Annotated in this window: 17 protein-coding genes; 10 read left to right on the forward strand and 7 right to left on the reverse strand. The window is 60.2% G+C overall.

The window, feature by feature from the left end; genetic code table 11:
* Positions 1-174 precede the first annotated feature (174 nt).
* On the forward strand, positions 175-1,041 hold the full coding sequence (locus ACW9HW_RS05170; RefSeq protein WP_457398787.1) for a carboxylate/amino acid/amine transporter: 867 nt from the start codon (positions 175-177) through the stop codon (positions 1,039-1,041).
* 108 nt (positions 1,042-1,149) lie between these two features.
* On the opposite strand, the gene ACW9HW_RS05175 is transcribed toward ACW9HW_RS05170, so the two are convergent.
* Positions 1,150-2,448 carry a mechanosensitive ion channel family protein gene (locus ACW9HW_RS05175; protein WP_137805362.1) on the reverse strand — a complete coding sequence of 433 codons (1,299 nt, stop codon included), beginning with the start codon at positions 2,446-2,448 and terminating at the stop codon, positions 1,150-1,152.
* 191 nt (positions 2,449-2,639) lie between these two features.
* Between ACW9HW_RS05175 and ACW9HW_RS05180 the strand changes: the two genes are divergently transcribed.
* A complete protein-coding gene (locus ACW9HW_RS05180) occupies positions 2,640-3,980 on the forward strand; it encodes a DEAD/DEAH box helicase (protein ID WP_095195744.1) in 1,341 nt (446 codons plus the stop codon).
* Positions 3,981-4,067: 87 nt separating this feature from the next.
* On the forward strand, positions 4,068-4,481 hold the full coding sequence (arfB, locus tag ACW9HW_RS05185; protein WP_095195743.1) for an alternative ribosome rescue aminoacyl-tRNA hydrolase ArfB: 414 nt from the start codon (positions 4,068-4,070) through the stop codon (positions 4,479-4,481).
* Here arfB and ACW9HW_RS05190 read toward each other — a convergent pair.
* The 6 genes from ACW9HW_RS05190 to phhA form a co-directional block, all read right to left on the reverse strand.
* Positions 4,478-5,677: an MFS transporter gene (locus ACW9HW_RS05190; RefSeq protein WP_095195742.1), complete on the reverse strand. Its 1,200-nt coding sequence runs from the start codon at positions 5,675-5,677 to the stop codon at positions 4,478-4,480. The genes arfB and ACW9HW_RS05190 overlap by 4 nt on opposite strands.
* Before the next feature lie 103 nt (positions 5,678-5,780).
* On the reverse strand, positions 5,781-6,017 hold the full coding sequence (locus tag ACW9HW_RS05195; protein ID WP_457398788.1) for a hypothetical protein: 237 nt from the start codon (positions 6,015-6,017) through the stop codon (positions 5,781-5,783).
* A gap of 36 nt (positions 6,018-6,053) precedes the next feature.
* The gene (locus tag ACW9HW_RS05200) at positions 6,054-6,185 is read right to left on the reverse strand and encodes a hypothetical protein (RefSeq protein WP_256590294.1); all 132 of its coding nucleotides are present in this window, start codon (positions 6,183-6,185) and stop codon (positions 6,054-6,056) included.
* Positions 6,186-6,460: 275 nt separating this feature from the next.
* Positions 6,461-7,654 (reverse strand): amino acid aminotransferase, encoded by a 1,194-nt coding sequence (locus ACW9HW_RS05205; protein ID WP_095195741.1) that lies wholly within the window; start codon positions 7,652-7,654, stop codon positions 6,461-6,463.
* Complete coding sequence (locus ACW9HW_RS05210) at positions 7,654-8,010, reverse strand: 4a-hydroxytetrahydrobiopterin dehydratase (protein ID WP_095195740.1); 357 nt, start codon at positions 8,008-8,010, stop codon at positions 7,654-7,656. Before ACW9HW_RS05210 ends, ACW9HW_RS05205 begins: the two co-directional genes overlap by 1 nt.
* A gap of 104 nt (positions 8,011-8,114) precedes the next feature.
* The gene (gene phhA, locus ACW9HW_RS05215; RefSeq protein WP_095195739.1) at positions 8,115-8,906 is read right to left on the reverse strand and encodes a phenylalanine 4-monooxygenase; all 792 of its coding nucleotides are present in this window, start codon (positions 8,904-8,906) and stop codon (positions 8,115-8,117) included.
* Between the two features lie 371 nt (positions 8,907-9,277).
* Between phhA and ACW9HW_RS05220 the strand changes: the two genes are divergently transcribed.
* The 7 genes from ACW9HW_RS05220 (at position 9,278) to flgK (ending at position 17,932) form a co-directional block, all read left to right on the forward strand.
* Positions 9,278-10,837, forward strand: a complete 1,560-nt coding sequence (locus tag ACW9HW_RS05220) for a sigma-54-dependent transcriptional regulator (RefSeq protein WP_457398791.1) — start codon at positions 9,278-9,280, stop codon at positions 10,835-10,837.
* 310 nt (positions 10,838-11,147) lie between these two features.
* Positions 11,148-11,888 (forward strand): flagellar basal body rod protein FlgF, encoded by a 741-nt coding sequence (locus ACW9HW_RS05225; protein ID WP_095195737.1) that lies wholly within the window; start codon positions 11,148-11,150, stop codon positions 11,886-11,888.
* Between the two features lie 45 nt (positions 11,889-11,933).
* On the forward strand, positions 11,934-12,719 hold the full coding sequence (gene flgG, locus ACW9HW_RS05230; RefSeq protein WP_008055493.1) for a flagellar basal-body rod protein FlgG: 786 nt from the start codon (positions 11,934-11,936) through the stop codon (positions 12,717-12,719).
* 52 nt (positions 12,720-12,771) lie between these two features.
* Positions 12,772-13,467 (forward strand): flagellar basal body L-ring protein FlgH, encoded by a 696-nt coding sequence (flgH, locus tag ACW9HW_RS05235; protein ID WP_095195736.1) that lies wholly within the window; start codon positions 12,772-12,774, stop codon positions 13,465-13,467.
* An 18-nt stretch (positions 13,468-13,485) separates the two neighbouring features.
* Positions 13,486-14,595 (forward strand): flagellar basal body P-ring protein FlgI, encoded by a 1,110-nt coding sequence (locus ACW9HW_RS05240; RefSeq protein WP_095195735.1) that lies wholly within the window; start codon positions 13,486-13,488, stop codon positions 14,593-14,595.
* Between the two features lie 11 nt (positions 14,596-14,606).
* Positions 14,607-15,899, forward strand: coding sequence for a flagellar assembly peptidoglycan hydrolase FlgJ (gene flgJ, locus ACW9HW_RS05245; RefSeq protein ID WP_457398794.1), 1,293 nt, complete (start codon positions 14,607-14,609; stop codon positions 15,897-15,899).
* 23 nt (positions 15,900-15,922) lie between these two features.
* Positions 15,923-17,932 (forward strand): flagellar hook-associated protein FlgK, encoded by a 2,010-nt coding sequence (gene flgK, locus ACW9HW_RS05250; RefSeq protein ID WP_095195733.1) that lies wholly within the window; start codon positions 15,923-15,925, stop codon positions 17,930-17,932.

Here is a 17,932-nt window from a genome sequence, read left to right on the forward strand (position 1 = left end):
ACCCCTTGTGGGAGCGAGCCTGCTCGCGAATGCGGTGGGTCAGACAACAATGATGTCGACTGACACTCCCGCCTCGCGAGCAGGCTCGCTCCCACAGAGATTTGTATGCTGTCTGACGATTCGCAGTGAATGACAAAACCCGTTATCTTCGCCGCCATTCGAAACGAGGCGAGCATGGGCTATCTACTTTTTGTCACGCTGATCCAGGCGTTTTCCTTCAGTTTGATCGGCGAGTACCTGGCTGGCCATGTCGACAGTTACTTCGCGGTACTGGTGCGGGTATTGCTGGCGGGGCTGGTGTTTATTCCACTGACGCGCTGGCGTTCGGTGGAACCGGTTTTCATGCGTGGCATGTTGCTGATCGGCGCGTTGCAGTTTGGCGTGACTTACGTCTGCCTGTACTTGAGCTTCCGCGTGCTGACGGTCCCGGAAGTGTTGCTGTTCACTATTCTCACACCGTTGCACGTGACCCTGATCGAAGACGCGTTGAACCGCCGGTTCAATCCCTGGGCGTTGATCGCGGCGCTGGTGGCGGTGGCGGGCGCGGCAGTGATTCGCTTTGATCGCATCAACCCGGATTTCTTCATGGGGTTCCTGCTGCTGCAGCTGGCCAACTTCACCTATGCCGCCGGACAAGTGCTCTATAAGCACCTGGTCGCACGGCATCCGAGCGACCTGCCGCATTACCGGCGCTTCGGCTATTTCTACCTGGGTGCGCTGGCGGTAGCGTTGCCGGCGTTCCTGCTGTTCGGCAAACAAAACTTCCTGCCTGAAGCACCGTTGCAATGGGGCGTGCTGCTGTTCCTCGGCCTGGTCTCGACGGCGCTGGGGCTGTATTGGTGGAACAAAGGCGCGTGCCTGGTCAATGGCGGGACGCTGGCGGTGATGAACAACCTGCACGTGCCGGTGGGATTGCTGGTCAATCTGCTGATCTGGAACCAGCATGAAGAGTTGGGACGGTTGCTGCTGGGCGGGTCGGTGATATTGATGGCGGTGTGGATCAGTCGGTTGGGTATACGCCAACCTGCAGTCGCACACTAAGCCCTTGTGGGAGCGACCTGCTCGCGAAGACGGAGTGTCAGATAACAGATATGTCGACTGATGCACCGTCTTCGCGAGCAGGCTCGCTCCCACAAGGAGATCGTGGGGTTACATGATGTGTTTTTCCGGCTCGGGGATATGGCTCGCACCCAACACCGCCGGTAACAGCCCGGCCCTTAGATCCGTACCGCTGGGCTGCTGATAGAGGCTTAAGCCGAACTCCGGCAGCACCGCCAGCAAGTAATCGAAAATATCCCCCTGGATCCGCTCGTAATCGGCCCACGCCGTGGTGCGGGTGAAGCAGTAGATTTCCAGCGGGATGCCCTGGGCCGTGGTCTGCATCTGCCGAACCATGCAGGTCATGTTCGGCTGAACCTCGGGATGGCTTTTCAGATACGCCAGCGCGTAGGCGCGGAATGTTCCGATATTGGTCATCCGTCGACGGTTGGCCGACATGGCCGCGACATTGCCCTGGGCTTCATTCCAGGCCTTGAGTTCAGCCTGCTTGCGGCTGATGTAGTCAGTCAGCAGATGCACCTGGGACAGTTTCTGCTCTTCATCATCGCGAATGAAGCGCACGCCGCTGGCGTCGATGAACAGGCTGCGCTTGATCCGGCGGCCACCGGACTGCTGCATGCCGCGCCAGTTCTTGAACGACTCGGACATCAGGCGCCAGGTCGGGATCGAAACGATGGTCTTGTCGAAGTTCTGCACCTTGACCGTGTGCAGGGTGATGTCCACCACATCGCCATCGGCGCCGACCTGCGGCATCTCGATCCAGTCGCCGACCCGCAGCATGTCATTGCTGGTCAGCTGCACGCTGGCGACAAACGACAGCAAGGTGTCCTTGTAGACCAACAGAATCACTGCCGACATGGCGCCAAGACCCGACAGCAGCAACAGCGGCGAACGGTCGATCAGCGTGGCGACGATGATGATTGCGCCGAACACGTACAAGACCATTTTTGCCAGTTGCACGTAGCCCTTGATCGAGCGGGTGCGGGCGTGTTCGGTGCGGGCATAGATGTCGAGCAAGGCGTTGAGCAGGGCACTGATGGACAGCACCAGGAACAGAATGGTGAAGGCCAGTGCCACGTTGCCGAGAAAAACCATCGCGGTTTTACTCAGCTCCGGCACCAGGTGCAGGCCGAACTGGATCACCAGTGACGGCGTCATTTGTGCCAGGCGCTGGAAGACCTTGTTGTGGCGAAAGTCGTTGATCCAGTGCAGGGCAGGCTGGCGACCGAGCATTCGGCTGGCATGCAGGATCAGGTAGCGTGCCACTCGTCCGAGCACCAGGGCGATCACCAGCAACAGTACCAGGGCCAGGCTGGCGTGCAGGAGAGGGTGCTGATCAAGGGCACCCCAAAGGTCTTGGGCGTTGAGCCAGAGCTGTTTGATATCCATGGGAGAAACGATTCTTCTGTAAGACGCGACGGGCAATTAGAGCATTTAAGACGCTTTGTATTACGTTTGGGGACAAATCAGGCAACAAAAAAGCCACTGTTTGCGGTCGATTGCATAAAGAAACTCGGCCTTCGCGCTCGAAACCGTTACCCTATGCAGCTGATTTTTTGCATTTCTTCGAGGTAGCACCCGTGTTTTCCGAATTCGCCCTGCACGAACGCCTGCTCAAAGCCGTGGCCGAACTGAAATTTGTCGAGCCGACGCCTGTGCAAGCAGCGGCTATTCCGCTGGCGCTCCAAGGGCGTGACCTGCGGGTGACGGCGCAAACCGGCAGCGGCAAGACCGCCGCTTTCGTCTTGCCGATCCTCAACCGCCTGATCGGCCCGGCCAAGATCCGTGTCAGCATCAAGACCCTGATCCTGCTGCCGACCCGCGAACTGGCCCAGCAGACCTTGAAAGAAGTTGAACGCTTCTCGCAGTTCACCTTCATCAAGTCCGGCCTGATCACCGGCGGCGAAGACTTCAAGGTCCAGGCTGCCATGCTGCGCAAGGTGCCGGACATCCTGATCGGTACGCCGGGCCGGATGATCGAGCAACTGAACGCCGGCAACCTCGACCTCAAGGAAGTCGAAGTGCTGGTGCTCGACGAAGCCGACCGCATGCTCGACATGGGGTTCGCCGAAGACGTACAGCGTCTGGTAGACGAGTGCACCAACCGCCAGCAGACCATGCTGTTCTCCGCCACCACCGGTGGTTCGGGCCTGCGCGAGATGGTCGCCAAGGTCCTGAACAACCCTGAGCACTTGCAGCTCAACGCGGTCAGCCAGTTGAACGAAACCACCCGTCAGCAAATCATCACCGCTGACCACAACCAGCACAAAGAACAGATCGTCAATTGGCTGCTGGCCAACGAGACTTATCAGAAGGCCATCGTCTTCACCAACACCCGGGCCATGGCCGACCGTATCTACGGCCGCCTGGTGGCACAGGAATACAAGGCGTTCGTCCTGCACGGTGACAAGGACCAGAAGGATCGCAAGCTGGCGATCGACCGTCTGAAGCAGGGCGGGGTGAAAATCCTCGTGGCGACCGACGTTGCCGCTCGCGGCCTGGACGTCGACGGCCTGGACCTGGTGATCAACTTCGACATGCCGCGCAGCGGCGACGAATACGTACACCGTATCGGTCGTACCGGTCGTGCCGGCAACGATGGCCTGGCCATCTCGCTGATCTGCCACGGCGACTGGAACCTGATGTCGAGCATCGAGCGCTACCTCAAGCAGAGCTTCGAGCGCCGTACCATCAAGGAAGTCAAAGGCACCTACGGCGGACCGAAAAAGGTCAAGGCCTCGGGCAAGGCTGTCGGCGTGAAGAAGAAAAAGACCGACGCCAAGGGCGACAAGAAAAAAGTCGCCGCCAAGACCCCGACCAAGCGCAAGAGCGTCAATCGACCGAAGAGCGATTCCCTGGTCAGCAAGGACGGCATGGCTCCGCTCAAGCGCCGCAAGCCAGAGGCCCCGGCTGCTGAATAAGCGCTTTGGCTGAACAAAAAATGCCCGTATCGTCAGATACGGGCATTTTTGTTTAGATGTCACATAGTCCTGAGGAAGTGATTTTCCATGCTGGTGATTTCCAACAACGTGCAGATACCGGATGCCGAGATCGAGTTGACCGCCATTCGCGCCCAGGGCGCCGGTGGGCAGAACGTCAACAAGGTTTCCAGCGCCGTGCACTTGCGCTTCGACATACCGGCCTCGTCCTTGCCCGAGTTCTACAAGGAGCGGCTGTTGGCGCTGCGCGACAGTCGCATCACCAGCGAAGGCGTGTTGATCATCAAGGCCCAGCAATACCGCACCCAAGAACAGAACCGTGCCGATGCGCTGGAGCGTTTGACCGAACTGATCCTGAGCGCCACCAAGGTCGAGAAGAAACGCCGCCCGACCAAACCAACCCTCGGTTCGAAGACCCGCAGGCTTGAATCCAAAAGCAAACGCGGCAACATCAAGGCCGGGCGCGGCAAGGTGGATTTCTAGCGGGTTTCCCGTGTCTGGCGATGTTTCGGTGCCTGCCGGTACAGGTAGATGCAGAGCATCAAACTGCTGAGGGCGGCCAGTGCGGCGAACAGGAAGATCGACGCAAAACCGAACCCCGCCGCCACCGCGCCGGCCAATGGCCCGGTGATCCCCAGTGACAAGTCAATGAACAGTGAATAAGCGCCGACCGCCGCGCCTCGACTGGAGGCAGGCACCAGGTTGACCGCTTCAACTCCCAGCGCCGGAAACACCAGCGAGAAGCCGAAACCGCTCAGCGCGGCACCCGCCAGCGCCCAATGAGCATCCGGAGCCAGCCACAGCAGCAACAGGCCCAGGGTTTCCACCGAGAGGCAGGCAATCGCCACGCGAAAGCCACCCAGGCGATTGATCAGGTTACCGAACAACAGCCGCGCACCGATGAAGCTGGCACCGAACAGGCTCAGGCACAGCACCGCGTTATCCCAGTGTTGGGTGGCGTAATACAGGGTGATAAATGTAGCGATGGTGCCGAAACCGATGGAGCCCAACGCCAGGCCGCAGCCGTGGGGCAGTACCCGCCCGAGTACGTGCATGAACGGCAGGCGTTCACCGACCACGATCGGTGCGGCGGTTTTCGGCCAGGCCAGTACCAGGCCGAAAGCCGCCAGCAGCACAATGCTCACACCCATGCTCCACAAGCCCAACTGACTGACCAGCCACACACCCAGCGGCGCGCCGACCGCCAGTGCGCCGTAACTGGCGATGCCGTTCCAGGAGATGACCTTGGCGGTGTTCGCCGCGCCGACCCGGCCGATGCCCCAGCCAATGGAGCCGGAGCCCACCAGGCTTTCCGCGCTGCCGAGCACCAGGCGACCGATGAACAGGCTGATCAGGCTCAGCATCGGCAGGCTTTGGGTCCAGGCCGAAATCAGCATGAACACGCCGCTCAAGCCGCAACCGGCCAGGCCATACATCACCGCCAGTTTACTGCCCTTGTTGTCGATGATTTTCCCGGCGTAGGGACGGCTGAGCAGGGTGGCCAGGTATTGCACGCTGATCACGAGCCCCGCAATCACTGCGCCGAAGCCCAGATCGCTGTGGACGTACCCGGGCAGTACCGCCAGGGGAATGCCGATATTCAGGTAGCCGATAAAGGTGAACAGGACGATGGAAACAACTTGCAGCGTGACCGCCAGGGGGCGCTGGTTTTCAGACATGGGTAAAGGTCCACGGAGAAGCAGGATTAGATAGGCTGCTTATGATAACGGTGCTAGCGTTCGTGGGTTGTGAAAAAGTAAAACTATTTGCCGGGCGGGGCCGTCAGGGCTTGGCAGGCGCCACCAGTTGCGTGGTGACCAAAGCGGCCAACGCATTTTCCTCGCTGCCGAAACGGGCGAGCAAAGCGGCTTGTTTCTCGGGGGAGAGGCGATTCCAGATCTCGATCATTTTCTCGGCGGTGCCGATCAGAACGCTGGCCACCTGCTGTTCATTGAAAGTTTCGCTGAATTCATCGGTCATGGGGCTGGGCTCACGGTTCAGGCAGTGTGGAAAGCGCATGTTAGCGCTTTCCACACGGTCTGTACGGCGGGTGTTTCAGTCTTCGCTGTCAGCCTGGCGGCTGCCAGTGGCTTCTTTCGGCTCGGGCTGTTGGGCACCGGCTTGTTGCGTGGTCGTCTGCTCAGGTTCGTGCAGGCTTGGGAAGGGGAGATTAGGAATCTCGTGCATAGTCGCGCTCCTCGCTAAGTCTGTTGATAGATCTGGTAGATCCGCGCTTTTGAAAAAGCCTGCGCAGGATACAGCACGAGAAATGACAAACAGACTTTTATATCCATTTGTTTCGACGAATGGGGTTGTCTAGACAGGTAAGGAGTAGTGGCACAAAAACAACTGTGGGAGCGAGCCTGCTCGCGAAGGAGGCGTGACAGTCGAGGTGTATGTTGACTGACACACCGCTTTCGCGAGCAGGCTCGCTCCCACAGGGGGCTACAAAGTTCTGTAGGTTATTTGCAGACCTTGGCGATGGCTTCGGCCAGCAGATCCAGGCGCGTCGCATCAATCCCGGCCACGTTCGCCCGACCTGTGCCGACCATGTAAACGCTGTGATGATCGCGCAGCTGTTTGACCTGATCAGGCGTCAACCCGGTGTAGGAAAACATCCCGCGTTGTACACCAATGTGCGCAAAGCGCTCACGCAAACCATGCGGCTCCAGTGCCTCCACCAGACCGCTGCGCAGTTGGGCAATCCGCAAGCGCATGGCTTCCACTTCGTCGGCCCAGAGTTGTTTCAATTCCGGATCGCCGAGGATGGTCGCCACCACGGCGGCACCATGATCCGGCGGTGTCGACCACAGGTTGCGGGCGATGTTGGCCAGTTGGCTGCGAATGTCCACCAGCTTGTCTGCGGTTTTCGCGCAGACAATCAGCGCACCGGTGCGGTCGCGGTACAGGCCGAAGTTTTTCGAGCAGGAACTGGTAATCAGCACTTCCGGCAACTCGGCGGCGAACAGCCGGGTCGACCAGGCGTCCTGTTCCAGGCCATCGCCAAAGCCCTGGTAGGCGAAGTCGATCAGCGGCAGCAGTTCACGCCGACGCACCACCTCCAGCACCCGACGCCAGTCGTCATGGGACAGATCGAAACCGGTCGGGTTGTGGCAGCAGGCATGCAGCAACACCACATCGCCCTTGGGCGCTTCATTGAGCACGGCGAGCATCGCCTCGACGTCGAGACGGTTGTCGCTGCCCACGTACGGGTAGTGACTGACCTTGACCCCGGCCGTGGCGAAAATGGTTTCGTGGATCGGCCAGGTCGGATTGCTCAGCCACACACCACGGCCCGGCAGGCATTGGGCGATAAAGTCCGCACTCAAGCGCAACGCACCGGTGCCACCCGGTGTCTGGGTGGCGCCGGCGCGTTTTTCGCTGATCAGCCTTGAGTCGGCGCCGAGCACCAACTCACTGATGGCTTTGCCGAACGCCGGCTCACCGTGACCGCCAATGTAGGTCTTGGTGGTCTGACGATCCACCAGTCGCGTCTCAGCCAGTTTCACCGATTGCGGAATTGGCGTCAGGCCTTGGGCGTCCTTGTAGACACCCACGCCAAGGTCGAACTTGCGCGGGTTCGGGTCTTGCGCATAGGCCTCCATCAGGCCGAGGATCGGGTCGCCGGGCACCCGGCCGATGGTGTCGAAATGCATTACTTGCGGCCCTCGGCGTCCTTGGCCACTTCGTCAGTGCGCGCGGCCATGATGAAGTCGTTGCGGTGCAGGCCCTTGATCGAGTGGCTCCACCAGGTCACGGTGACTTTGCCCCACTCGGTCAACAGACCCGGGTGATGACCTTCGGCCTCGGAGATTTCGCCGACAGCGTTGGTGAACGCCAGGGCGTGTTTGAAGTTTTTGAACAGGAAGATTTTTTCCAGCTGCATGATGCTGTCGCGTACTTCGATGTTCCAGTCCGGGATCTGCTTGATCAGGATCGGCAGTTCTTCGTCGCTGACTTGTGGGGCATCGGCGCGGCAGGCTTCGCAGTGGGCTTGGTTCAATGTGGACATGATGGATTCCTGAAATCGAATAAATGGAAATCAGCTGTCAGTGTGACCACGCTAAAGCAAAGTGTGGCGTTCTGACAGACTCACTTGATCGTAAAAGCAGCGGTTCAGGCGGCTTTTGGTTTTGGCGGAAATTTCGGCGCGTGCAGACCCATCTGCATGGCTTGCTTGACCATGCCCATGATGTCTTCGTGGGCCAGGTCGAACAGGCGCTTGAGGTTCGGCAAGACGAAATACAGGGGTTGCAGAATGTCGATGCGGTATGGGGTGCGCATGCATTCCAGCGGATCGAACGCTTGATGCTCAGGTTCGTCCGACAGGCAGTACACGGTTTCTTTCGGCGAAGACAGGATGCCGCCACCGTAGATGCGCTGGCCTTGCGGGGTGTCGAGCAGGCCGAACTCGATGGTCATCCAGTACAGACGCGCCAGGTACACACGTTCTTCCTTGGAAGCCTGCAGGCCAAGTTTGCCGTAAGTGTGGGTAAATTCGGCGAACCAAGGGTTGGTCAGCAGCGGGCAGTGGCCAAAGATCTCATGGAAAATGTCCGGCTCTTGCAGGTAATCCAGTTCTTCGCGGGTGCGAATGAACGTGGCCACTGGAAACTGCTTGCTGGCGAGCAATTCAAAAAAGGTCTGGAAAGGGATCAGCGCGGGAACGCGGGCGACCTGCCAACCGGTGGTTTCACCGAGAACCTTATTGATCTCGCCCAGTTGCGGAATGCGGTCGTGGGGCAGACCGAGTTTTTCGATACCGTCCAGGTATTCCTGGCACGCACGCCCTTCGACCACTTTCAGTTGACGAGTGATCAGCGTGTTCCACACCGCATGCTCTTCGGCGGTGTAGTCGATAAAACCTTGCGCATCGGGCTCGCGAGCCACGTATTGCGTCTGCTTCATGCTGCTCTCCTGCGAGGGGATTCGTTCTTGTTATGTACTGCTATGGACCTAGAAATACTCCATGAATTGCGGTTTTGCAGCCGGAGAGAGGCGACACACGCGGGAAATCCCGGCGTTAATCGTAAAGTTTTCGTTACGTATCGCTGGCTGTCGCGCAGGTATTGCGATTGACGGGTGGGAAAAGCCGTTTGACTGTCACATAATCTTGACGACTATCTGAGCGCCGAATCAGAAAAGTCGGGCACTAACCCTGTGGGAGCCAGCCTGCTGGCGATAGCGGTATGTCATTCGACATCAACTTCACCTGATGCGACGCCATCGCCAGCAGGCTGGCTCCCACAGGTCAATCATCGTCTACCAGGTCTATTTATATGCGTATCAAAGTCCACTGCCAGAACCGCATCGGCATCCTGCGCGACATTCTCAATCTGTTGGTGGAATACGGCATCAACGTCGCCCGCGGTGAGGTGGGCGGTGAGCACGGCAATGCGATCTACCTGCACTGTCCGAACCTGATCAACATTCAATTCCAGGCATTGCGTCCGAAATTCGAGGCGATTGCCGGAGTCTTCGGTGTCAAGCGTGTAGGTCTGATGCCCAGCGAGCGTCGGCACATGGAACTCAATGCGTTGCTGGGGGCCCTGGAGTTTCCGGTGCTGTCGATCGACATGGGCGGTTCCATCGTTGCCGCCAACCGGGCGGCGGCGCAGCTGCTGGGTGTGCGCGTCGATGAAGTGCCGGGGATTCCGTTGTCGCGGTATGCCGAAGACTTTGATTTGCCGGAACTGGTGCGCGCCAATAAATCACGGATCAACGGACTGCGGGTCAAGGTCAAGGGTGACGTGTTTCTGGCCGACATCGCGCCGCTGCAATCGGAACATGACGACAGCGAAGCCATGGCCGGTGCCGTGCTGACGCTGCATCGCGCCGACCGGGTTGGGGAGCGCATCTACAACGTGCGCAAGCAGGAGTTGCGCGGTTTCGACAGCATCTTTCAGAGCTCGAAAGTGATGGCGGCGGTGGTGCGGGAAGCCCGGCGCATGGCCCCGCTCGACGCGCCACTATTAATAGAAGGGGAAACCGGGACCGGCAAAGAGTTGTTGGCGCGCGCCTGCCATTTGGCCAGCCCGCGCGGGCAATCGCCGTTGATGGCGCTCAACTGCGCCGGCCTGCCGGAATCCATGGCCGAGACCGAACTGTTCGGCTACGGCCCCGGTGCCTTCGAAGGGGCGCGGGCCGAAGGCAAGCTCGGGCTGCTGGAACTGACGGCGGGCGGTACGCTGTTTCTCGACGGTGTCGGAGAAATGAGTCCTCGCTTGCAGGTGAAATTGCTGCGCTTCCTGCAGGATGGCTGCTTCCGGCGTGTCGGCAGCGATGAAGAGGTTTATCTCGATGTGCGGGTGATCTGCGCGACCCAGGTCGATCTGTCCGAGTTGTGCGCCCGCGGTGAGTTTCGTCAGGACCTGTATCACCGGTTGAACGTGTTGTCGCTGCACATCCCGCCGCTGCGTGAATGCCTCGACGGTTTACCGCCGCTGGTGGAACACTTCCTCGACCAGGCCAGCCGACAGATCGGTTGCCCCTTGCCCAAACTGGCCCCGGCGGCCATGGATCGGCTTATTCATTACCATTGGCCGGGCAATGTCCGGCAGTTGGAAAACGTGCTGTTCCAGGCGGTTTCCCTGTGCGACGGCGGAACGGTCAAGGCTGAGCACATTCGGTTGCCGGACTATGGCGTGCGTCAGCCGCTGGGTGATTTTTCCCTGGAAGGCGGGCTGGACGAGATTGTCGGGCGCTTTGAGAAAGCGGTGCTGGAGCGGTTGTATTCCGAGCATCCGAGCAGTCGGCAATTGGGTAAGCGGCTGGGGGTTTCCCATACCACCATCGCCAACAAGTTGCGCGAGTATGAGGTCGGTAAGACCGAGTCATAACCGATAGTTGTTTCGCCTGAGATGGCCTCTTCGCGAGCAGGCTCGCTCCCACATTTGAATCGATAACCCTGTGAGAGCGAGCCTGCTCGCGAAGGCGGAGTTGGCCACTGCCCAAGGCCAAGCCTTGCCACCTTCCGGCATGCCACCGCCGGTTTTTCGTCTCTGACACATTCCTCCTGATCCCCTCAAATTCCCTCAAGTCCTTTGTTTGCCGGGCCTCGCGCTGCAAAAAACAAGTTGGTCTGCAAATTGCTTATGGCTCATCAGTACAGCAGTGGGCGGCAAACGTCCGGCAGGCAGAGGATAGATTGTGGACAAGTACCTTTATGTGGCAATGACCGGCGCCAGCCAGAATGCACTGGCGCAAAAGGCTCATGCCAACAACCTGGCGAACATCTCTACCAACGGCTTCCAGAAAGACCTGGAGCAGGCGCGTTCGATGCCGGTGTTCGGTGACAGCTTTCCGGCGCGTGCCTTTGCGATGTCCGAACGCCCGGCCACCGACTTCTCTCCGGGCGCCTTGGTGGAAACCGGCCGCGACCTCGATGTCGCCGTGCAAGGCAACGGCTGGCTGGCGGTGCAGAACCCTGACGGCGGTGAAAGCTACGTGCGCACCGGCAGCCTGGTGGTTGACGCCCTGGGGGTTTTGCGCGCCGGCAATGGCATGCCGGTGATCGGCAATGGCGGTCCGATTGCCGTGCCGCCCGAGCAGCAGATCGAAGTGGGCGAGGACGGCACCATCAGCATTCGTGCGATGGGCGAAGGTCCCCGCGTCATGGCGGAAGTCGACCGCATCAAGCTGGTCAACCCGGACATCAAGAACATGACCAAGGGCCTGGACGGTTCGATCCACACCAAGGACGGCGCGCCTGCGCAAGCCGATGCCAACGTCAAACTGGTGTCGGGTTTCCTTGAGTCGAGCAACGTCAATGCCGTGGACGAGATGACCTCGGTGCTGGCCTTGTCCAAGCAGTTCGAGCTGCACATCAAGATGATGAACACCGCCAAAGAAGACGACCAGGCCATGGCTCGGGTCTTGCAGATCAGCTAATTATCAGAACGTCGCGCCGTAAAACAGGCGCACGAGGAGAATCGAATGCTTCCGGCTCTATGGGTTGCCAAAACCGGTCTGTCCGCCCAGGACACCAACCTGACCACCATTTCCAACAACCTGGCCAACGTGTCGACCACGGGTTTCAAACGTGACCGCGCCGAGTTCCAGGACCTGCTCTACCAGATCAAGCGTCAGCCAGGCGCCCAGTCGACCCAGGACAGCGAACTGCCGTCGGGTCTGCAACTGGGTACCGGTGTGCGCATCGTCGGCACCCAGAAAAACTTCAACGCCGGTAGCCTGCAAACCACCGAGCAGCCGCTGGACATGGCCATCGACGGTCGCGGTTTCTTCCAGATCCTGCAACCGGACGGCACCACGTCCTACACCCGCGACGGTACGTTCCACCTGGACTCCAACGGCCAGATCGTCAACGCCAGCGGCTTCGCCCTGGAGCCGGCGATTGTCATTCCGAACGACGCCCAGACCTTCACCGTGGGTAAAGACGGCACCGTGTCCATCACCGTGGCCGGCAACCCGGCTTCCCAGGTGATCGGCAACCTGCAAACCGCCGACTTCATCAACCCGGCCGGCTTGCAAGCGGTGGGTAACAACCTGTTCCTGGAAACCGCTGCCAGTGGTGCGCCACAAGTCGGCACACCGGGCCTGGCGGGTTTCGGTACCACGCTGCAGAACACCCTGGAAACCTCCAACGTCAGTACCGTTGAGGAGATGGTCAACATGATCACCACTCAGCGCGCGTACGAGATGAACTCCAAGGTGATCTCCACCGCCGACCAGATGCTCTCGTTCGTAACGCAGAATCTGTAATCAAGTCTATGAGGCGGCCATGAGGTCGCCTGCAACACCGTGAGGTAGGGTCATGAAACGCTTCGTCTCTGTTCTGGCACTGAGTGGGATCACCGCGCTCGCAGGCTGCGTACCTGTGACGCCCAAGCCCAATGACCCTTACTACGCCCCGGTGTTGCCGCGCACGCCGCTGCCGGCTGCGGCGAACAACGGCTCGATCTATCAGGCCGGGTTCGAACAGAATCTTTACACAGACCGCAAGGCGTTCCGGGTCGGTGACATCATCACCATCACCCTGAACGAGAAGACCCAGGCCAGCAAAAACGCCAACTCGCAAATCGACAAGACCAGCAAGACCGGCATCGGCCTGACCTCGCTGTTCGGTAGCAGCGCCACCACCAACAACCCGTTCGGTAGCAACGACCTGAGCCTGAGTGCCAGTTATGAAGGCGACCGCGCGACCAAGGGTGACAGCAAGGCCGGGCAGGGCAACAGCCTGACCGGTTCGATCACCGTGACCGTCGCCGATGTCTTGCCCAACGGCATCATTGCCGTGCGCGGCGAGAAGTGGCTGACGCTCAATACCGGTGATGAGCTGGTACGGATTGCCGGCCTGGTTCGCGCCGATGACATCGCCACCGACAACACCGTGTCGTCGACCCGCGTCGCCGATGCACGCATCACCTATTCGGGCACCGGTTCGTTTGCCGATGCGAGTCAGCCAGGCTGGTTCGACCGTTTCTTCCTCAGCCCGCTGTTCCCTTTCTAGGTGGCTTTCCAGTTGAGCATGTTGAACTTCAGAAGTCTCATCGTTGCTGCCCTGATGATGTCGGCAGCCTTCAACGTTCAAGCCGAGCGCCTGAAGGACATCGCCAGCATTTCCGGCGTGCGCTCCAACCAATTGATCGGTTACGGCCTGGTGGTCGGGCTTAACGGCACCGGCGACCAGACGACCCAGACGCCATTCACCCTGCAGACCTTCAACAACATGCTCTCGCAGTTCGGCATCAAGGTGCCGCCGGGTTCGGGCAACGTGCAGTTGAAGAACGTCGCCGCGGTGTCGATCAGTGCCGATCTGCCGCCGTTCGCCAAGCCGGGGCAGCAGGTCGACATTACCGTTTCGTCCATCGGTAACTCCAAGAGCCTGCGCGGCGGTACGTTGTTGTTGACGCCGCTCAAGGGTATCGATGGCAACGTCTACGCCGTGGCTCAGGGCAACCTGGTGGTCGGCGGTTTCGATGCCGAAGGCCGCGACGGTTCGAAGATCACTGTCAACGTCCCGTCGGCCGGTCGCATCCCTGGCGGTGCGTCGGTCGAGCGGGCGGTGCCGAGCGGTTTCAACCAGGGCAACAGCCTGACCCTGAACCTCAACCGTTCCGACTTCACCACGGCCAAGCGCATCGTCGACAAGATCAACGACATGCTCGGCCCTGGCGTGGCCCAGGCCATCGACGGCGGTTCGATTCGCGTCACCGCGCCACTGGACCCGAGCCAGCGTGTCGACTACCTGTCGATCCTCGAAAACCTCGAGATCGATCCAGGCCAGGCGGTGGCGAAAGTCATCATCAACTCCCGTACCGGCACCATCGTGATCGGGCAGAACGTCAAGGTTTCCCCGGCCGCTGTCACCCACGGCAGCCTGACCGTGACCATCACCGAAGACCCGATCGTCAGCCAGCCCGGCCCGTTGTCCAATGGTCAGACGGCGGTCGTGCCGCGCTCGCGGGTCAACGCCCAGCAGGAAGCCAAGCCGATGTTCAAGTTCGGCCCGGGCACCACCCTCGACGAAATCGTCCGTGCGGTGAACCAGGTCGGCGCGGCGCCGGGTGACTTGATGGCCATCCTTGAAGCCTTGAAACAGGCCGGCGCCTTGCAAGCCGACCTGATCGTGATCTGAGGACGGCGACCATGGACATGTACAAGAGCGGTCGTGTGAGCAGTAGCGATTCGGGCGCCTTTTCCGACCTGAACCGCCTGAATCAGCTCAAGGTCGGCGACAAGAACAGCGACGAAAACATGCGCAAGGTCGCACAGGAATTCGAATCGCTGTTCCTCGGCGAGATGCTCAAGTCCATGCGCTCGGCCACCGAAGCGCTGGGCAAGGACAATCCGATGAACACCGCGGAGGCCAAGCAGTACCAGGAAATGTACGACCAGCAGTTGGCCGTTTCCATGTCCCGTGAAGGCGGTGGTATCGGGTTGGCGGACGTGCTGATGCGCCAGATGTCGAAGAACAAACCGCTGGCGCCGGGCGAAGCGGCAACGCTGTCCGCCGCCAAGCAAGAGGCCGCCAAGGCCGCCGCGCAAACGCCGGTGGCCGCCGGTACGGTGGCGATCAACGGGCCGTTGTCGCGGGTCAATGGCGAACGTCCGTTGTGGGCTTCGCGTTCGGTCAGTGCGCCGAGCGGCGAGGGCGCGCATCGCAATGACATGGCACTGATCAATCAGCGTCGCCTGGCTTTGCCGCCGAAACTGGCCGATCGCTTGCTGGCAGGCCTGGTGCCTTCCGCCACGACGACTGCCGCCGCGACTGTCGCGACAGCCAGCAAAACTCAATTGCCAGAGCGCGCCACGCCTACCGGTGCGGGTCCGCTGTTCAACGGCGACTGGCTGGCGAATGCACAAGCCTCTGCCAACGGCGGCCTGCAGATTCATGGACGCGCCATTGCCCAGATTCCTTTGGCGCCGGCGAAGAAAGCTTTCAGCTCCGCCGACGCATTCGTCAACACCATGCTGCCGATGGCCAAGGAAGCCGCCGACCGCATCGGCGTCGATCCGCGTTACCTGGTGGCTCAGGCCGCACTGGAAACCGGTTGGGGCAAATCGGTCATGCGCGCCCAGGATGGCAGCAGCAGTCACAACCTGTTCGGCATCAAGACAGGCAGCAGCTGGAAGGGCGATTCGGCGCGGGCGATCACCAGCGAGTTCAGGAATGGCGAGATGGTCAAGGAGACGGCCGAGTTCCGTTCCTACGCCTCTTACAAAGACAGCTTCCACGACCTCGTGACGTTGTTGCAATCCAACAATCGCTATCAAGATGTCGTGAAGTCGGCCGATAACCCGGAACAGTTTGTACGTGAGCTGCAAAAGGCCGGTTACGCAACCGACCCGAACTACGCAAGCAAGATTTCGCAGATAGCCCGGCAAATGACGAGCTACCAGAACTACGCCGCGGCGGGCGCTTCCACGACGCCTCTATAGACACAAGGTATAAGGTCTGAACCATGAGTTTACTCAACATCGGAATGTCGGGTTTGGCCGCTAGCCACGCATCGTTGGTGACTACCGGTAATAACATTTCCAACGTCGATACCGTCGGGTACTCGCGCCAGCAAACTGTGCAGAACAGCAAAAGTTCTATTCAGTACGGCAATGTGTTCATCGGCACCGGCACCACGCTGGCCGATGTGCGTCGGGTGTACAACAGCTACCTCGATGCGCAGTTGCAGACCACGACTTCGCTCAACAGTGACGCGCAGGCCTATCTTGGCCAGGCCACCCAGGTCGACAAACTGCTGTCGGACAGCGGCACCGGCGTGACCAAGTCATTGCAGGCGTTTTTCACGTCCTTGCAAACCCTGGCCGGCAACTCCAATGACAATGCCGCGCGTCAGGCGTTGCTGACCAATGCCCAGGGCTTGAGCAGCCGCTTCAATGCCATCTCCCAGCAATTGACGCAGCAAAACACCTACATCAACGATCAGTTGGGTTCGATGGCCGACCAGGTCAACAAACTGGCGTCCACCGTTGCTGCGTACAACAAGAAAATCGCCGAAGTCAGCGGTTCGGGCGGTACGCCCAACGAGCTGCTGGACCAGCGCAACGAAACCGTGCGCCAGCTCAACGAGCTGATCGGCACGCAGGTCACCGAAACCGAAGGCCGGCTCGATATCTATCTGGGCAGTGGCCAGCCGCTGGTGGTCGGCGATGTCGTCAATAAATTGCGCGTGGCCCCGGACGCCACCGACCCGACCCGTTCCTCGATCATCATGGATCGCAACGGTTCGTCGGTCGACATCACCAGCGTGATGAGCGGCGGCGAGATGGGCGGCTTGATACGTTATCGCAATGAAGTGCTGACACCGGCGGTCAATGGCCTGGGGCGCATCGCCATGGTCGTGGCCGATCAGGTCAACAAACAGTTGGGCCAGGGCCTGGACCAGAACGGCAATTTCGGCGCGGCACTGTTTAATAACATCAACAGCCTGGCCGCCATCAGCCAGCGCAGTATTGCCAGCGCCAACAACAACCCGGCGTCCGGCAACCTGAACGTGACCATCAAGGACACCAGCAAGCTGGCGGCCAGCGATTATCAGGTGACCTTCACCAGCGCCACGGGCTACAGCGTGCGTCGCCTGTCGGATAACACCGACATGGGCAGTTTCACCCTGGGCGCGACGCCGGAACCGGTCATCGACGGTTTCACTTTGAGCCTGAACGCCGGTCCGGTCGCCGCCGGCGACACGTTCAAGATCACCCCGACCCGCAGTTCTGCCGCGGACATGGCCACGGTCATGACCGATACCAAGACCCTGGCCACGGCGGCGCCGTTGACCTCGACCAAGGCCTCGGGCAATGACGGCACCGGTGCTGTCAGTCAGCCGACCCTCAGCACCCTTCTGGATATCTACGATCCGGTCCAGCGTCTTGAAGTGCAAACGGCAGTCAAGGCTGCGATGCCGGTCCGGATGCTGATGACCAGTGCCACTGCCTATGAAGTATTCGATGCCAAAGGCACCAGTCTTGGCACCGGCAGCATCGTGCCTGGCCAGAACAACGATCTGAATATTGCGGTGCCTTACACCGATGCCGGCGGCAACGCCAAGACCTTCAACGTGGCGATGACTGTCAGCGGCAGCCCGGCGGCGGGAGACAGCTTCAACATCGGCATGACGTCGGCCAGCAGTACCGACAACCGCAACGCCCAGGCACTGCTCGGGCTGCAATCGAAGGCCACGGTCGGCGCCAGTGCCACCAGCCCGGGCGTGAGTTTTACCGACGCGTACGGTGGCCTGGTCACGACCGTGGGTTCCTTGACCAGACAGGGGCAGCTGGATGCCACGGCCACGGACACCATCATGACCGGTGCACGAAACGCCCGTGACTCGCTGTCGGGTGTCGACCTCGATGAAGAGGCGGGCAACCTGACCAAGTACCAGCAGTACTACACGGCCTCTTCGCAGATCATCAAGACTGCGCAGGAAATTTTCAGCACTCTGATCAATGCCCTTTAA

The organism is Pseudomonas sp. SDO5532_S415 (assembly GCF_054071155.1).

What these genes read in the sequence shown, in the direction of transcription:
- ACW9HW_RS05175 (WP_137805362.1), bottom strand. Translation starts at nt 2,448, where the DNA reads ATGGATATCAAACAGCTCTGGCTCAACGCCCAAGACCTTTGGGGTGCC.
- ACW9HW_RS05190 (WP_095195742.1), bottom strand. Translation starts at nt 5,677, where the DNA reads ATGTCTGAAAACCAGCGCCCCCTGGCGGTCACGCTGCAAGTTGTTTCC.
- flgK (WP_095195733.1), top strand. Translation starts at nt 15,923, where the DNA reads ATGAGTTTACTCAACATCGGAATGTCGGGTTTGGCCGCTAGCCACGCA.
- ACW9HW_RS05200 (WP_256590294.1), bottom strand. Translation starts at nt 6,185, where the DNA reads ATGCACGAGATTCCTAATCTCCCCTTCCCAAGCCTGCACGAACCTGAG.
- flgJ (WP_457398794.1), top strand. Translation starts at nt 14,607, where the DNA reads ATGGACATGTACAAGAGCGGTCGTGTGAGCAGTAGCGATTCGGGCGCC.
- flgH (WP_095195736.1), top strand. Translation starts at nt 12,772, where the DNA reads ATGAAACGCTTCGTCTCTGTTCTGGCACTGAGTGGGATCACCGCGCTC.
- ACW9HW_RS05205 (WP_095195741.1), bottom strand. Translation starts at nt 7,654, where the DNA reads ATGCATTTCGACACCATCGGCCGGGTGCCCGGCGACCCGATCCTCGGC.
- flgG (WP_008055493.1), top strand. Translation starts at nt 11,934, where the DNA reads ATGCTTCCGGCTCTATGGGTTGCCAAAACCGGTCTGTCCGCCCAGGAC.
- ACW9HW_RS05170 (WP_457398787.1), top strand. Translation starts at nt 175, where the DNA reads ATGGGCTATCTACTTTTTGTCACGCTGATCCAGGCGTTTTCCTTCAGT.
- ACW9HW_RS05240 (WP_095195735.1), top strand. Translation starts at nt 13,486, where the DNA reads ATGTTGAACTTCAGAAGTCTCATCGTTGCTGCCCTGATGATGTCGGCA.
- arfB (WP_095195743.1), top strand. Translation starts at nt 4,068, where the DNA reads ATGCTGGTGATTTCCAACAACGTGCAGATACCGGATGCCGAGATCGAG.
- ACW9HW_RS05220 (WP_457398791.1), top strand. Translation starts at nt 9,278, where the DNA reads ATGCGTATCAAAGTCCACTGCCAGAACCGCATCGGCATCCTGCGCGAC.
- ACW9HW_RS05195 (WP_457398788.1), bottom strand. Translation starts at nt 6,017, where the DNA reads ATGCGCTTTCCACACTGCCTGAACCGTGAGCCCAGCCCCATGACCGAT.
- phhA (WP_095195739.1), bottom strand. Translation starts at nt 8,906, where the DNA reads ATGAAGCAGACGCAATACGTGGCTCGCGAGCCCGATGCGCAAGGTTTT.
- ACW9HW_RS05210 (WP_095195740.1), bottom strand. Translation starts at nt 8,010, where the DNA reads ATGTCCACATTGAACCAAGCCCACTGCGAAGCCTGCCGCGCCGATGCC.